The organism is Rubripirellula obstinata (genome assembly GCF_001642955.1).
GTDB classification, from domain to species: Bacteria; Planctomycetota; Planctomycetia; order Pirellulales; family Pirellulaceae; genus Rubripirellula; species Rubripirellula obstinata.
The window spans coordinates 79,294-93,769 of record NZ_LWSK01000009.1; the positions used below are offsets into that span (position 1 = coordinate 79,294).

General features: G+C 57.4%; 18 protein-coding genes and 1 tRNA gene. 5 read left to right on the forward strand and 14 right to left on the reverse strand.

Translation table 11 applies throughout. The annotated features are described in order from the left end of the window. Positions 1–46: 46 nt before the first annotated feature. The 13 genes from RC85_RS04970 to RC85_RS05030 form a co-directional block, all read right to left on the reverse strand. Positions 47–505, reverse strand: coding sequence for a DUF669 domain-containing protein (locus RC85_RS04970; RefSeq protein ID WP_068259297.1), 459 nt, complete (start codon positions 503–505; stop codon positions 47–49). Between the two features lie 53 nt (positions 506–558). Then, positions 559–1,317: an ATP-binding protein gene (locus RC85_RS04975; protein WP_068259300.1), complete on the reverse strand. Its 759-nt coding sequence runs from the start codon at positions 1,315–1,317 to the stop codon at positions 559–561. A gap of 45 nt (positions 1,318–1,362) precedes the next feature. Continuing rightward, entirely contained in the window at positions 1,363–1,596 is a 234-nt protein-coding gene (locus RC85_RS04980) for a hypothetical protein (RefSeq protein WP_149752583.1), read from the reverse strand. A 95-nt stretch (positions 1,597–1,691) separates the two neighbouring features. Then, positions 1,692–2,282 carry a sigma-70 family RNA polymerase sigma factor gene (locus RC85_RS04985; RefSeq protein ID WP_068259305.1) on the reverse strand — a complete coding sequence of 197 codons (591 nt, stop codon included), beginning with the start codon at positions 2,280–2,282 and terminating at the stop codon, positions 1,692–1,694. Between the two features lie 193 nt (positions 2,283–2,475). Then, positions 2,476–3,669 carry a hypothetical protein gene (locus tag RC85_RS04990; RefSeq protein ID WP_068259308.1) on the reverse strand — a complete coding sequence of 398 codons (1,194 nt, stop codon included), beginning with the start codon at positions 3,667–3,669 and terminating at the stop codon, positions 2,476–2,478. After that, positions 3,644–4,846: a hypothetical protein gene (locus RC85_RS04995; RefSeq protein ID WP_068259311.1), complete on the reverse strand. Its 1,203-nt coding sequence runs from the start codon at positions 4,844–4,846 to the stop codon at positions 3,644–3,646. Before RC85_RS04995 ends, RC85_RS04990 begins: the two co-directional genes overlap by 26 nt. Positions 4,847–5,105: 259 nt before the next feature. Then, on the reverse strand, positions 5,106–5,540 hold the full coding sequence (locus RC85_RS05005) for a hypothetical protein (RefSeq protein ID WP_149752584.1): 435 nt from the start codon (positions 5,538–5,540) through the stop codon (positions 5,106–5,108). Continuing rightward, positions 5,537–7,108: a recombinase family protein gene (locus RC85_RS05010; protein WP_068259316.1), complete on the reverse strand. Its 1,572-nt coding sequence runs from the start codon at positions 7,106–7,108 to the stop codon at positions 5,537–5,539. Before RC85_RS05010 ends, RC85_RS05005 begins: the two co-directional genes overlap by 4 nt. After that, positions 7,105–7,587, reverse strand: coding sequence for a DUF2924 domain-containing protein (locus RC85_RS05015; protein WP_068259319.1), 483 nt, complete (start codon positions 7,585–7,587; stop codon positions 7,105–7,107). The genes RC85_RS05010 and RC85_RS05015 overlap by 4 nt, the downstream gene beginning before the upstream one ends. Next, the gene (locus RC85_RS26610) at positions 7,584–7,757 is read right to left on the reverse strand and encodes a hypothetical protein (RefSeq protein WP_157593881.1); all 174 of its coding nucleotides are present in this window, start codon (positions 7,755–7,757) and stop codon (positions 7,584–7,586) included. Before RC85_RS26610 ends, RC85_RS05015 begins: the two co-directional genes overlap by 4 nt. After that, entirely contained in the window at positions 7,747–8,025 is a 279-nt protein-coding gene (locus RC85_RS05020) for a hypothetical protein (RefSeq protein WP_068259322.1), read from the reverse strand. The genes RC85_RS26610 and RC85_RS05020 overlap by 11 nt, the downstream gene beginning before the upstream one ends. Positions 8,026–8,661: 636 nt before the next feature. Next, the gene (locus tag RC85_RS05025) at positions 8,662–9,183 is read right to left on the reverse strand and encodes a GNAT family N-acetyltransferase (RefSeq protein WP_068259324.1); all 522 of its coding nucleotides are present in this window, start codon (positions 9,181–9,183) and stop codon (positions 8,662–8,664) included. Next, entirely contained in the window at positions 9,180–9,449 is a 270-nt protein-coding gene (locus RC85_RS05030) for a type II toxin -antitoxin system TacA 1-like antitoxin (RefSeq protein WP_068259325.1), read from the reverse strand. The genes RC85_RS05025 and RC85_RS05030 overlap by 4 nt, the downstream gene beginning before the upstream one ends. A gap of 78 nt (positions 9,450–9,527) precedes the next feature. Here RC85_RS05030 and RC85_RS26085 point away from each other — a divergent pair, with 78 nt between their 5' ends. The 5 genes from RC85_RS26085 (at position 9,528) to RC85_RS05060 (ending at position 13,918) form a co-directional block, all read left to right on the forward strand. Continuing rightward, complete coding sequence (locus tag RC85_RS26085; protein WP_084422352.1) at positions 9,528–10,676, forward strand: phage tail tape measure protein; 1,149 nt, start codon at positions 9,528–9,530, stop codon at positions 10,674–10,676. Next, complete coding sequence (locus RC85_RS05040) at positions 10,676–11,155, forward strand: hypothetical protein (RefSeq protein ID WP_068259328.1); 480 nt, start codon at positions 10,676–10,678, stop codon at positions 11,153–11,155. Before RC85_RS26085 ends, RC85_RS05040 begins: the two co-directional genes overlap by 1 nt. 206 nt (positions 11,156–11,361) lie before the next feature. After that, positions 11,362–11,438, forward strand: a tRNA-Pro gene (locus RC85_RS05045). Between the two features lie 458 nt (positions 11,439–11,896). Beyond that, entirely contained in the window at positions 11,897–13,012 is a 1,116-nt protein-coding gene (locus tag RC85_RS05055; protein WP_068259366.1) for a slipin family protein, read from the forward strand. A gap of 300 nt (positions 13,013–13,312) precedes the next feature. Next, the gene (locus RC85_RS05060; RefSeq protein ID WP_068259334.1) at positions 13,313–13,918 is read left to right on the forward strand and encodes an Nmad2 family putative nucleotide modification protein; all 606 of its coding nucleotides are present in this window, start codon (positions 13,313–13,315) and stop codon (positions 13,916–13,918) included. 14 nt (positions 13,919–13,932) lie between these two features. On the opposite strand, the gene RC85_RS05065 is transcribed toward RC85_RS05060, so the two are convergent. Continuing rightward, the gene (locus tag RC85_RS05065; protein WP_149752556.1) at positions 13,933–14,268 is read right to left on the reverse strand and encodes a hypothetical protein; all 336 of its coding nucleotides are present in this window, start codon (positions 14,266–14,268) and stop codon (positions 13,933–13,935) included. Positions 14,269–14,476 lie beyond the last annotated feature (208 nt).

Below are 14,476 nucleotides of genomic sequence, written 5' to 3' on the forward strand. Positions count from 1 at the left end.
CCGGCCGGCTGTCGGGCCTGGAAGCGATCAAAAAGAGGCCGCGCGGCTATCGCTTCCAGGGGGCGGAGTTGTCGGCCACTTCGGACGCCGGCTTCGGTTCGGCTACGGCGTCCTTCTTGAAGTAGCCCTTCACTTCGTTCTGCAACTCACCCGTGTCGTTGCGACGCTTCAACTTCACGCCGATCACGCAGGGCAAGTTGTGAAGATCCGTCGAGTCGCTCGGCACCAGCACGCCGACCGCACGACAGATTGCCGACAATTCGCGTCGTGCGATTTCCACGGCGGTGGCGTTGGGGTTGTCGAGGTTCAATCGAACCCACAGCAAACGGTTGGAATGCGGGCCTTCGATGATGGAAAACGTGAGCTGGAGATAGCTCCCGGTCCCCGACTTCGTGGGCTTCATTTCGCTGTCGGTGATCACGGCGACGTACTTGCCGTCGGGGATCGGTTCCATGTCGTTGGCGGGTTCGACTTGGTTGGCATCAAAGCCTTGGAGGTTGGCCATGTGGATGGTTCCTTGGTTGAGTAGAAAGGGAAAGTGAGTGAATCGGTGTTTGGCTAACTGGTCGTCATCGCACCAACGAAGGAAGACCACGACAGCGGCAGTTCTTCGGTGATGCCGTAGCGGTTCTTCGCCACGCAGGTCGGCGAACCGTACGCACGGATGACACGTTCGCCACCTTCTTTGCCGATGGCGTGAGCGATCGTGCGTTTGCGGTTGAACCCTCCGTCTTCGGTTTGGGTGCGAAGCTTCCGGGTGGCAAACAGCACCGCGTCGGTCCACTCTTTGACGAGTGCCGCGGCGTGTTTGTGAAGCCGTGGCGAATAGCGGTCATAAGGTGACGATTCCGGATCCTCGAACCGTTCAACCTTGGAATGAGCAATCAAAACGATCACCATTCCGCGTGACCGAAGCGCCCCAAGCAGGTCGAGCACTTCACGCCAAAGTGACAAGGCGTGCATGTAACCGCGTGCATACCCTCCGTCGACCTTCTCGATTGACTCGACGCCGTATTGCTGGCACAACTTGTCCCAGACCAGACGTTCGAGCCAATCAAGTGAGTCGATCACGACGGATTCGTAGTCGTGCGTTTCGTTGACCAGCGTCTTCAGCGCGGCGACGACTTCGTCGAACGTCGTCGCCAACGGAAAGCGATCGCAGTTGATCTCGTCGAGCCCATCTTCGGTTTGAATGAAGATCGGCTTGGGTGCTTCACTGCCAAACGTCGACTTGCCGATGCCCTCGACCCCGTAGAGCAAGACACGGGGCGGCTTCGATTGGCGGCCGGACTGGATCGTTTCGAGTAGGTTAGTCATTGGTTCGATGATTCCTTAATTGAGTAAGTGAGTAAGTAGTTGGCCCTAAAGCGACGCGATCGGTTCGACATCGAAATTGCCGTCGCGATCGGATGTCACGAGGTAGTGCTTCCAGTCGACTTGGACGACAAACCGTTGCTCGCTTCCGAGTTGTTTGCGGAGCGATCGACACGCTCCGGTGAATTCGCGAGAGGCTTCGTTGAAGCGTTCGGACGACCGCAGATAGCGACCGACCGCGAGCGACAAACCCACTCGCTTTTCAATGTCCAAGTGATTCACAGACGTCCTCCGGAGCGAAAACAGATGGCGTGACAAAACCACTTGCCCGCCCCGGTACTATCTATGCCGCCCGGTCAGCGCACGGTCCGAGAAAGTTATTTCTCGGTCCACTCGACGTCGCCGAAATGCTTCCGAATCGCTCGCATTGCGGCCATCATTTCACGACGTGACAGTTCCAATTTGGCGGCCGTTTCCTTCTGGTTGCTGAACATCAACTCGCGGGCGATCGGTCGCAAGTCTTCCGGCAACGTAGCGATCCGTTCGTCGACGGCATCAGAAAGCTCGATGTCGGCGATCGGATCACGGGACTCGGTTTGCCGTCGCCGGTCGCCATCGTCCAAAGACATACCGACGATTCGCTGTTCGGATTTTTGGTCTGGGCTGTCGACGTATTCCGAAAGCGACGTGACCTCCGCGCCGTCGTTCGGGTTGTCACGTTGCCGCGACATCTTCCGCAGCAACATGCCGACGCCGTTGACGACGACCTGCGTCACGAACGCTTGGACGGTGCCTAGTTCCGGGTCAAAGCTGGGGGCTCGCTCGCAAACGTGAAGCATCAAGTCCTGCTGAATGTCTTCGACGTCCACGTTGCGAAGTTCGTCGCGGACCTTGATCTTGTGAGCAGTTCGCTCGACCAGCGGCATCGCGAATTCAATCAGTTCCGGGGCAATCTCTTGGTTGGTCAAAACAGAATCTCCCGGCCGGGGAGTTCGCAAACCGTCACCACAATCACCGCCGCAAGAAGACCGTGTCGCGAATCAAAGTCGCGAAATAACACGGGCGGCGGCGAGGCGAACGGTTGCGTCCCTCAGCCGGGGATGGGGCAAGACAACTTTTGTCCGTGCCGGACAAAGCTTGTCCGCAGGAGAAATTTCCGAATTAAAGTTCCCAGTCGAAAGGCTCTCGGGGCGAGTACATGCAGTCGATGCCGTAGTCCAAGTCGGAACGAAGGTGCTCGGCCAACTCGGGCACACGCTTGTCGATTTCTTTGATCGCGCGCCGGATCGCACGTGCGATGCTGTCGCCAGCACGCTTGGCATCAGTGTCATCGCGAATCCTTTTGTTCAGCCCGGTTGCCTTGCGAACGTAGGCCCGGATCTCGTCCCGTTCAGTTTCCAGCCGCATCGCTGTGGCGAAGTCCTGATCTTCTTTCGCCTGGTCCAATTCGCCAGCGATCTGCCGCAGGCGGGCGTGCGAAGATTCCAGCGTGGGTGCATCGACTTTGTCGCCGCGACCACCGGACTTGGCCACTTCGTGGATGCCCGATGCCATCGCTTCCAAGTGCATCGCCGTTACGTTGACGTGTGGGCGGGCCAGCAGCCGGGCGATGTGCGGCATTCCACTGCTGTCTTTGACCGGTCGAGGCGTTCCATCAAACGCAATCCACCAGAAGTCATCGTCTTTCTGGAACCGGTAGACCGGCATGTCGGCGGACTCGATACCCAGGGTTTGTCGCATCAATCGCTCGGCACGATTCGTGGCGGCAAGTTTGCCGTCGCCGGTCACGTCGATTAGTTGCTTCAACGCAACGGTGTGTCCGTCGACCTTGGCAAGCCAAGACCGAACCTGCGAGTCAATCGGTTGACCGGTTGGATGCAACAGCAAGAATGGCCCGCCGGCGTGGTGGGCGACCAGGTTGACGGTTTTGACAAGATCCGCGGTCCACTTGTGCGTGCAGACATACACGGGCAGATTCTTCAAACTCGCCGGCAACGCTCCCGCCCGAACGATGTGCAATGTTGAACCGACGAATTCGACACCGCCCGCCAGCGACAGCGCAGCGGCGACCTCTGTTGACAAACGCCGCATGTCGAACTGCAGACTGACGACGTCCGCCCGTGATACCTCGCGGACAAGCATTGTCCGTTCGCACCGAGCGTAGCACTGCCCGTCAAACTCCTCGACCAACCACGCCCCGCCACGATCATCGCCAGCAAGCCGTCGCACGATCCCATCCGTGGGAATCAAGAACCGGCGAAACGACTCGAACTCCGTCCCGAGCCGTCGTCGCCAATCCTTCTCCGCCCCGTGCAACGTGACCGCGTCCTCAATGGATCGCCAAAGTCTGGTCATCAATCTCCACGTCGCTCTCAACCTGGGCGTTGGTCTCAATCACAAAATTGCGAAGCCGCATCCATTGCTCGGCGTGCGTCGCGTTCCCGTCGCGGGTGTAACACGTCGCGTTGCCGTCATAGAGCTTCAGCGTCCGGCTGGTTCGACTGCCGCGGTACCGAATCCGGAACGTGGCACTCTTCAGCCGACCCTCGAACGTCAATTCCCGGTTCCGCTGCTTCATGTCCTCGATGATGTTCTTCGCTTTGTAGGTAAACGTTGCATCTTGGTCGCCGCCCAAATCGACGCAGTATTCGACGAACAGCACCTCTTCGATACTGCCGACGTCTCCGAACGTCAAAGCCTTGGCACCGAGTTCTTCCAACGGTCGCAGCGAGATGATGTTGGTGTCCGTGAAGAACTCGGGATCGTCGTACAACAGGTTTCCGAACACACGCTGATAAATCGGCAACGCACGCCGGATTGGTGTGTTGATCTTGACCATCAATTCTTCGTGATTGAAAACCACCTTGTCTCGATTGGCGGGGCGATAGTGGACATTGCCGATCGTGTTCTCTTCCACGGTCGGTTTGCGAGTGAAGGGATCACCACGCTGGATCGAAAAGTCAAAACCTTCTTCCGTGACCCTGTAGGCTAGATCGCAATACGCGGTGCGATTGTTCGCGGCCAACCACGAACCGATATCGGCTGCCGCTTTCTTGCAGCGTTCGTCGGTGATCTCAAAAAGATCCGCATGTTTGCCGGGAGCGATACGAAAACAATCCATCCGACGCGGCGGTTTCCACGTGTGCCAGATGTGTTCGCGTTGCAAAATCATCGGGTCGAACAACCAAACCTGAACCGCGATGTCGGCCGGCGAGTGGTCTTCGTCTTGATCGAATGGCATTTTCGCTTCGATGGCTTTGGGCAGCAGCCCATCCATGCCGCCAGGCGTCGCCATCTCGTCGATGTAACCGATCGCGTTAAGCAGATCTTGGGGAATCGCTTCGTCAGGCGACTCCAGAATCTTGGCCAGCCGATCGACGTCGAGTGTTGCCGCTTGCCGGGCCGACGGCAGCGACAACCCTCGATCGCCGAAGTAGGCGGCGTGTGGCTGGACGAGCTTGCAAAGGTGTTCGGGCTTGATGGTGCGGAGGACTTCCGCGTCGGTGAAGTGCTTCGGATTGAAGGTTGCCATTTGAGATCAAAAAATCCGCTCTGATGAGTTCGCTTCCCTGGAGATTGTCAAAGGTGAAGCCAGCCATTCCGGTTGCTAGCAAATGCGACATGTGCAGGAGTATTGAACAGAGGGGCTTGGACACGTTTGGTCACGCGGCCTGGGTAAAAAAGTCCGAAAGTGACGAAAACGCCCTAAAAAACGGGGCGAAACTTTTTTTCGGAACAATCCGGAAAACCCGTTGACGGAGACTCCGGCGGCGCGGATTTCCGGGGTCGCATCACTTCGCATCCTCCGTCGAAGGTGCCAGCCCGGCCGCGGTTACCGCCCACGCAGCCCGCTGATCCGCCCACAGCAACATCGCGGTCAGCGGTCGTAGTCCCTTCTCGTGGATCGGGCATTTGCCACGCTGCGGCGGCAAATTCAAAAGCGCCTCTTGGATGTCCGGGGCAAGCAAATTCAGACCCATGATCTGCGTCATCCGCGGCTGCGAGACATGAGCGATCCGGGCCAACTCGATCATGTCCGACACCTCGCCGGTTTGCAGCATCGCTTGATACCGGATCGCCAGTGCCATCAAGCGGGCGATCCGCGGGATGCGTCCGGCGGGCTTGGCCGGTGATTGCTGCTCATCTTCGCCGTCGGCAAATCGCCGGATGGTCTTCCGGCCGCGGGCGGTGACTTGAACGTTCAGTTTCGTTTTGACTTTGATCACGCAGTGACCTCCTCTTGTTGCAGGGCTTCCAACGATGCGATGCCGCTGGAGTGGAATGAAATCTCGATCGTGCTTTCGGCCTGGTCGAATTCGACCTTCGCGACCAGCAGCCCGAGAAGTTGAGCCTTCTCGCGAATGTTGAGCGCATCCCAGACGCGATCAAAGTCCGCGAACGCTTCGGTGATGAAGTCGGCCGTCAAGTCATCCTTCTCCACTTCGGCAAGCTGACGATTAACCGTCGCAAGGCTCCGCTCGGCGGTCTCGATCCGTTGCTGCAAGTCGGCGATCCGAGCGGTCGTCGAACTATTGGCTTGCTCGACAAGAACCAGATTGCGAACCTCCGCATGATCACGACTCAGTTGCCGCGTCAATTGCATTCGCTGCGTCTCGAACTCTTCTTTCCGCCGCAGCGATGCCTCGTCAGCTTGGCGAATGATCTCGTCCCGCAATCCGGTGTCGCCCGCAATCGCCCGCACCTGGTCAACGACCGCTTCTTCGATCTCGCCCGCCGGCAACGACGGATGCTCGCACGCCCGGCTGCCGCGTTTGATTGCTCGAACGCACTTGTAGTAGCGATACATGACGGTCTTTTTCTTTTTCCCCGTATGCACCATCGCGACGTTGCAATGCGGACAACGAATCAGTCCCTTCAACAGACCGCCGTATTTACTTGGTAGTCGGTTGCCGCGGTTCAGATTGTTCGCCCGCAACTGCGACTGGACCCGTTCATAGATTTCTTCGTCGACAATCGCTTCGTGCAATCCGTTGAACGTTTGCTCTTTGTGTTTGATCTTGCCGATGTAGATCGTGTTGGTCAGCAACGCGTGCAGGCTGCACTTGTCGAACGGCCGGCCGCCCTTGGCGTTCCCCTTCTTCGTCATCCACAGCTTGTTGTTCCAGCCGCGTTCGGCTAACGCATCGCTAACCGCCGTCAGTGATCGCAGTTCCAGATACATCAAATAGATCCGTCGCACCTTCGTCGCTTCGTCGGCGTTGACTACCAACTTCGGCGTCCGCTCGTTGCGGTCGACGTCGTAGCCCAGCACCGGATAGCCGCCGCACCACTGGCCACGTCTCCGCTGCCCAGCGATCTTGTCGCGGATGCGTTCGCCGATGATTTCGCGTTCAAACTGGGCAAACGAAAGCAGGATATTCAGCGTCAGACGCCCCATCGAATGCGTCGTGTTGAATTGCTGAGTCACCGAGACGAACGACACGCCGTACTTGTCGAACGTCCCCATTACCTGTGAAAAGTCCAGCAAAGAGCGACTTAGCCGGTCAACTTTGTAGACGACAACGCAGTCGATCTTGCCGGCTTCGATGTCATCCATCAGTCGCTTCAAAGCCGGCCGTTCGATGTTACCGCCCGAAAAACCTCCGTCGTCATACATCTCTGGATTGACGACCCAGCCTTCGTGTTGCTGGCTCGCAATGAACGCTTCGGCGGATTGACGCTGCGAATCGAGCGAGTTGAACTCTTGGTCGAGTCCTTCCTCGGTCGACTTCCGTGTGTAGATCGCACAGCGGATGGTCTGAACCGTCGCCGCAATTTTGTCTCGCTTGCTCATGGTCGCCTCCCAAGTCGGAAAAACAGGAATCCGTTCGTGTGCGTGCCGGTGACTTTCTTGGCGACCGCCGTCAGCGACCGGAATCGCTCGCCTTCGTATTCAAACCCGTCCTGTAAAACGACGACGCGGATCATCTCGCCCTTGTATTGGCGTTCCAGAACATTGTTCGGCGGAGGCAGTCGCGGATCCCAATCGACGAACGCCGCCGGTTTCGGTTCGACCGTTTGCGTGTTGGCATGCTCCCGCGGTGCGGTCACACGCGATTCGGCATCGACAGCCAACTCGCCGGCTTTCATGATCGCTTCGGTCGAAAGCCCGCCTTCGTCGTTGGCCTGCAACCGCCAAGCGATGCGGCGGACTAGATACTGTTTGTTGCGACTTCGACATTCTTCGCGGAAGACCTGTTCATATCGCTTTTGAAGGTCGGCCACTTTCATGTCCGGCAACCGAGCGATCTCGGCGGTAACACGAGCGTTCATTGGTCACCTCCTTCGGTCATGGTCGATCCAACTTCTTGCGATTCCGCGACCACGGTGCCGCCGGTCGATTCAGTTTGCTCGGATGTTCGTGCCGCGCGAGACAACCCGCGGGCCAGCAGGGCGGCGATGTCTCGTTGCCGCTGTTCGTTGCCGATGGTTTCATTCTCCATGTTTCATCTCCATCTCTTGGGACTCTGGTTCGGTCTCGAAACCCGTTGTTTCAGAGACGCCGGTGACAGAGAGGCCTCCGGGGCGAACGTCATCAAGCCGCTCGGGTAAAGAGTCCGCGAGATTTCGCGAAACAGGTTCAGAAGACGCCGTGTCGTCGTCAGACTCGACCGCCGATTGGTGCAGTCGCCGAATGCCGGCGGCCAAAATCGCCGCGACCGATCGCAGGCGAACATCCGCCGGGGTGGCGGACGGAGAAGAGAGATTCAAAGAGATAGCGGCACCTCCGTCGCGAAGAAAGATCCGAGTGACCAAACCACTGGCCCCTCCCGGAACTATCTATGCCGCCGCGACGACGCGCGCCCCATTACCCAAAACGCCAAAATTCTGCCGCCGGTCATCCCCGACCGAGCCCAACCAGCAAAGGATCGAGCATCCCGAGCGGCCCCAACGTGCGATAACCCAGCTCCCGTTAACCCAGATCTCCGATCACCCCAGAGAGCTCCGAGAGATTCGCCGGCCAAACCAACCCCACCCCCCGAAAATTTGCCCAAGACGCCTCTCAAAAACTCTCTCCCCAGAGAGTTCGAGACAGCACCAAAACGCCTAGAAACCACGAAAAAAGCCGGCGTTCTGCGGTTTGCAAAACGCCGGCTTTCGGAGTTTACCCCTGGCGGTCAGTTTCCTAACCAAACAGAGAAGTTGAAATTTGGGCTGACTCATTGGCGACTGGCGGGTCATGGAGGGCCGCAGAATGGATGAGCATTGGCCGCTAACAGGCGGTTATGAATTTTGATTGAACCGTGAAATTGGAGTTTGATTCTTGGTCTGTCTAAGAACGCTGGCAAAATGAACTGCATCTGACCGTAGGGTTATGTGATCGTTCAATCCTCAAATACTTTTCGTTCAACCCGCGACGAGCTTGTCCAAGAGTTTGAAGGGCAAGTAGAGCCGCATTGGATAACCCGGTAGCTCGGTGAAATCGAAGCGTTGGTAGAACGCTTTGGAGGAGGCGTCGACGCAGTCGAGAATGACGGCAATGAACGCGAACGTTTGCGAGGCTTCGTGGCAGTCTCGAAGCGCGGTCGCGAGCAAACGTTGACCGATGCCTCGACCTTGAAAGGTTTGGTCAACGCCAAGCCACGCGAGGACCGCGACGGGAAGTTGACGTTGCGGAAGCGATTTCGCTACGTCAGTTGGCAAGTCAGAAAAATCGACTTGTGAGGATGCCAAGGTGTAGTAGCCGACGATTCGGCGTTCATCATCAAGCAACACTTTGGTTGAGCTGAGGTGTTTCTTTTGGCTTTGCAAAGCGGATCGTTTGAGCCAACCATCAACTTGTTCTTGACCGGACTGAAATGCTTTCCGGTTGTGCGACTTCGTCAGTAACTCGATCTGCCACCCGTCGGGATAGCGGACGCCGCTCACGCTTCGCCTCGCATGATCGCTCCGAGCGCCTTCTGCGACTTGGTGAGCTTCGGTGGTTTGGCAAGCGCCGTCCAAAACTGCAACTGCTCATCAGCCGTCATGGCGATGGTTTGGGACTTCGCAGCAGCCACTTCACGCTCGGCTTGTCTTACCACCACACTGCGAACGTAGTCACTCACACTGACCCGACGCATCTCGGCGGCGGCGCTGAGCAACGCCTTGGACTGCTCATCGAGCCGGACCATCAACGAACTATTCTTTTGCATGGCTTGCTACACTATTGGCTTGGATGGCGAATATCATCGTTCCCATTGTACTGCACAACGCAATACGCGGCAATATTTATGAGTTTTGCTCACCTTTTGCAAAAAGGCGACGATGCGGGGGCACATCAGGCAATCGTCTCGGTCGTTGTATTCGATGTGGTGAAGAGTGAACTGAGCAGCCGACGGACTCAGCAGTCCCCGCGAGGTGAACGCCGAGCACGTGGTGGTCACAAACACGCGGGATTGTTGGGGTTGCTCGTCTGCGGTGGTTGCCATCGCCCGATGAGCACAAGTGTTTCGCACCGCGGTCCGGTTCGCTATCGGTATTACCGATGGCGGAGCAATCCGCAAGACCGCGTATCGCAGTATCCGCAAACGCAAGAACCCGTCGCGGCCCGGCAGCCCACCCAGTTCGCCCACCGGTCGGCTACGTCGTTCGTTCCGCTAAAGGCAAACCGCTTCCCCATGTCCCAAGTCCGTGCCGGAGCCGCGTTCGTCGAACTGACGCTGAAGAACTCAGCGATGGTGAAGGGATTGCGTTCGGCACAGAAGCAATTGTCCTCGTTCGCGTCATCGACGTCGATGATGGGCGCAAAGCTGACCGGGCTGGGTGTTGCGATGGCCGCGCCGCTCGGCGATGGCATCCGTAAGTTCGCTGAGTACGACGACGCGATCCGCCAAGTTGGTGCGATCACGGGAGCGACCGGTGCAGCGTTCGATCGACTGAACGCGAAAGCGAAACAACTTGGAGCGACCACCAGTTTTTCGGCCGTCGAGGTCGCCAACCTGATGACCGAACTCGGGCGAGCCGGTTTTGACTCGCGGCAAATCGAGGACATGACCGGTATCCAAATCAAGATTCGCCAATCACATCGCGGTTGGATGCGGCAGTACAAGGTCGAGAACGGCACACCGATGCCGTTCGATTCCAAACCGGACGCCGCGTTTAAGGTTTGCATGCAGAAGACTTGCACGCAACTCGTCGCCGGCGGCTTGCTGGCGAAGTGCCCCGCGCTCGCCTACTTCGCTCAACTCGAAGCCAAGCTCAACCTGCACGATCTCCCGCAGTGGCAACTCTTCCGCGACTACAAAGCGATCACGCCCGCCGCCACCGACGATGAACTTCGCACCTTCATCCAAACCAAAGCCATCCCGCAGTGCGGCTTGTGCCCGAGCAAACGCACCGCCTTCGTCCACCCCAACCCGCTGCAAAGGACTGCCGAATAATGCCCGGACCCTACGAATCCAACATGCCGCCGTACCCGTTCGTGCCGCCCTTCGATCCGCCGGCCGACGAGCCACCGTACGAACCACCGGAACGCGACGGCCCAATCATCCTGACGCCACCGCCGGAACCCAAACAGCCGGTGTGGCCTGACGACTATCCACCGGGCACACCCGATTTCGGCCCGCGCCCACCATGGTGGCCCGAAGAACACTTTTGGCCGCCGCAGCCTGAGCCGCCAGTCATCATCAACGCCCCGTTGCCGCCGCACATCTGGCCGCGGTTGCCTCCCGATCATCCGTACCACGTGCCGCCCGGTCACTCTTACCCCGACAACCTGCCGCCCGGTCACCCTGGTACCGCGTACCCCGGCATGCCCGACTACCCCGTCGTGCATCCCGGCAGTTGGGGCGAAGACTGGTACAAGTACCCCGGCATCCTCGACGACTGGCCGCCAACCTACGAAGACGACGAAGAATAGTCGTCTCTACCAACTGAATTCACGCCACGGCTGCATTGGAAAATCCAATGCAGCCGTTTTTCGTGCGCGGTCGTCAAATGGCGAACCAAAGACGCAGAAGAATGTCTTTCATCATGCGACTGGCCGATGTGAGTTCCGGCGGCGCGGTGTCCTCGCATCTTTGCGATTGGTTTACCGTGTTCCGTAGACTGGTTCTGCATGAGCATCGGTCGGAGTAGCTCAGTGGATAGAGCATCAGTTTAGGGAACTGACGGTCACGGGTTCGACTCCCGTCACGCACCAACGTTGGCTGAAAACCAACTCGCGAGCACGAAAGTGTTCACCATGAAGCTGGCGGGCATTCGGTTGCCTCGTCGAATCGGCTGGCAAACGTCGATCGGCCTCGGTCGTGACACGTTTGTTTGGCAACACGATGGTTTCGCCCTGCAGGTTTGCAGACGAATCATCCGGCAACGTCGGACAAAACTGACAACGGCCTTTGATGGATGGATTGGTATCGCGAAGCCTCGGCGACGCCTTACTGATCCGAACGCGAAGCCCCGAATCAGTAGACGCCGATCACGCGTGGGTGGCTCAGAGCAAACTTCCGCGAATGTTTCGTGTGATTCAGCGAACAATCGTCTGCCCAAAAGCCTCTTTCTTTCAACTTAAAGAAACGCAGCTCAATACAATCGTAGTGGATCTTGTTAAAGATCCCTCATGCTCCGGATCTTTAACAAGATCCACTACCTAAGATTCATCATGTTCAAGAAGACGCACATCCGCAGCTACGAAGTCGGACTGAAGTTCCGCGAAGGCGAATTCGTTGGCTTGCTCGGCGCGGGCAAGCACTACGCGTTCACGCGATTTGGAAAGACCAAGGTCGAAGTCGTCAGCAAGCGAGATCCGTGGATCCAGCACGAACAACTCGACGTGATCGTGAAGTCCGGCGTGTTGGCCGACAAGGCGGAAGTCGTGGACCTGCGGGATCACGAGCGAGCCCTGGTGTGGATCGACGGTCGCTTCAGCCGTGTGCTTGGACCAGGTCTGTACGCCTACTGGACCGGCGTTCGCGATGTTCGCATCGAAACGGTCGCGATCGAAAACGCACGGCTCGAGCACAAGCAGCTCGCGTCGATCGTTCGCGGCGGCGATGCGCTGCGTTTCCTTGACGTGTGCAAGGTCGACCGCGATCACATTGGCGTGCTGTTCTTGGACGGCCGGTATGTCGATCAGCTTGGTCCGGGGTTGTATGCGTTCTGGAAGGATGCCGGTGATGCTCGCGTGGTCGAAATCGACATGCGTGAATCGCAAGTCGACGTGTCAGGCCAAGAGATGTTGACCGCGGACAAGGTGTCGCTGCGAATCAACGCGATGGTGACGTACGTCGTGAAGGATGCTCGCCGAGCGGTGAGTTCATCGGACGACGTGCGTCAGTCGATCTACCGAGAAACGCAGCTCGCATTGCGTTCGTCGGTGGGAAGTCGTGAACTCGACGTTTTCCTGAGCGGCAAGAATGGCGAGGGCAAAGACGATCTGATCGAAGAACTCGAGCAGAACGTTCGCGACCGAGCCGGCGTGCTTGGCTTGGAAGTCGTCTCGGTAGGAATCCGCGACGTCATCCTGCCCGGCGACATGAAGGACCTGATGAACAAGGTGACCGAAGCCAAGAAGGCGGCCGAGGCCAACTTGATCGCTCGTCGCGAAGAAACGGCGGCCATGCGTAGCCAAGCCAACACGGCAAAGCTACTGGCCGACAACCCAACGCTAATGCGATTGCGAGAGCTGGAGGTTCTCGAAAAGATCGCATCGGCAGGCAACATGAACATCGTGCTTGGCGAGAAGGGACTCGCCGATCGCGTCGTCAACTTGCTGTAAACAACGAAACGCCCGCGGAGGAGCAATCCACTGCGGGCGTTTTTCGTTTTCGGACACAACTCAGAGAACGCAAGCGGATCAAAAGCTAGGATCCACAAGCAAGTCTCTCGGACTTATACTCACGCATCAGCACAAAGCAGCAAGGGACTACGGTGAAAAGTTTTCTGGGCTCGCATCTACGACCCACAACGCCGCCAAATGCTTGGGATTGATTGTACGAAGCAAACTCGACAACGCCGGTTTTGGCTGCCACAATTTCCATGATATGACGGTCAATTGCGACAAGTAAAGCCAGCACAGATGCAAATTCGTTCCTACGTTGTTCGCTTCGATTGTGGGTTCGCGCCGAATCCATTTGGCGGTTATTTGACGCTCGCAACATGCAAACCGCGAATCCGTAAGTACGCCAATCGTGGTGATTTGATCGTCGGCACCGGCTCCGCCCAATCAGTGGGTGCTAACCGACTGGTTTATGCGGGTATCGTCTCGCAAGTTGTTCCAATCGAAGAATATGGTTCGCTTGAAGAATTTGCCAACAAGCAGCCTTTCTTTCGCGGAGAGAATTGGAAACGATTTGGAGACAATTGTTATTTCAAGGAAGACGGGGAGTGGGTGCAGCGGCGAAATCCGTTCCATGGACCAGAGTCTCAGGCGAAAGACCTGAGTGGCGAGAACGTTCTGATCTGCGATCAATTTTGGTACTACGGGACAAAAGCGATCCTGATCCCAAAACGATTTCATGGACTCATTAAGGCCGGACCTGGTCACAAGATCATTGACAACAGCGATCCACTCACCACCCGGTTCGCAAGTTGGCTGAACGAGAAAGCACCGGGTCGACATGGGTATCCAGTACTCGCAATGAGTCCCGATGATGACGCCACTTCTGGCTGCAAGAACGAATAGTCAAATCAGGCAAACTACCGTTCTCCAAACGCCAATCTATGTGCTTCGGCGTATCTATCGGCACGACCTTGGTGATCGTTTGTGCTCAGCATTTGTTCGACCCGTTGCAAGTTGACCGGACGCAGGCAGACCTGGCCCAGCTTGGTGCCGCGTACGGGATCTTGAATATTGATCCTCGATTCTTTCGCTTGCCGCTCCGCAGTCGGATACAGGATGCTCGCGATGGGACGATGCGGTTGGCTGATAGCGTAGACAACAAGCTGATAAAGCATTTCGCGTGGCAATGAACGTTGCCACAGATCACGGTACTTGGCGTCTAGCAAAGTCAGAACGCGGCCGTTCTGCTTCACGGCGTAGTCTGGACGGGGTGTTGGGGACGGCCGGCGTTGAGGATTGTAGTTGGGGTCGTACCGCATCATTTGCTTGAGCCCCAGGGCGATTGCACGGGGATTTACCGACTGAAAACGACTTTTTCCATGTAGTCATCGTCCCAACCAGCGGTGAGCCGCTTGTTTTTGACTCCGCACTTGGCCGTTTTCTCTTGCTTGAGCAAGCTTA

Excerpts from the sequence above, each read along its gene's own strand:
- RC85_RS04970 (WP_068259297.1), bottom strand. The coding sequence starts at position 505 with ATGGCCAACCTCCAAGGCTTTGATGCCAACCAAGTCGAACCCGCCAAC.
- RC85_RS04975 (WP_068259300.1), bottom strand. The coding sequence starts at position 1,317 with ATGACTAACCTACTCGAAACGATCCAGTCCGGCCGCCAATCGAAGCCG.
- RC85_RS04990 (WP_068259308.1), bottom strand. The coding sequence starts at position 3,669 with ATGACCAGACTTTGGCGATCCATTGAGGACGCGGTCACGTTGCACGGG.
- RC85_RS04995 (WP_068259311.1), bottom strand. The coding sequence starts at position 4,846 with ATGGCAACCTTCAATCCGAAGCACTTCACCGACGCGGAAGTCCTCCGC.
- RC85_RS05010 (WP_068259316.1), bottom strand. The coding sequence starts at position 7,108 with ATGAGCAAGCGAGACAAAATTGCGGCGACGGTTCAGACCATCCGCTGT.
- RC85_RS05015 (WP_068259319.1), bottom strand. The coding sequence starts at position 7,587 with ATGAACGCTCGTGTTACCGCCGAGATCGCTCGGTTGCCGGACATGAAA.
- RC85_RS26610 (WP_157593881.1), bottom strand. The coding sequence starts at position 7,757 with ATGGAGAATGAAACCATCGGCAACGAACAGCGGCAACGAGACATCGCC.
- RC85_RS05030 (WP_068259325.1), bottom strand. The coding sequence starts at position 9,449 with ATGCAAAAGAATAGTTCGTTGATGGTCCGGCTCGATGAGCAGTCCAAG.
- RC85_RS26085 (WP_084422352.1), top strand. The coding sequence starts at position 9,528 with ATGAGTTTTGCTCACCTTTTGCAAAAAGGCGACGATGCGGGGGCACAT.
- RC85_RS05040 (WP_068259328.1), top strand. The coding sequence starts at position 10,676 with ATGCCCGGACCCTACGAATCCAACATGCCGCCGTACCCGTTCGTGCCG.
- RC85_RS05055 (WP_068259366.1), top strand. The coding sequence starts at position 11,897 with ATGTTCAAGAAGACGCACATCCGCAGCTACGAAGTCGGACTGAAGTTC.
- RC85_RS05060 (WP_068259334.1), top strand. The coding sequence starts at position 13,313 with ATGCAAATTCGTTCCTACGTTGTTCGCTTCGATTGTGGGTTCGCGCCG.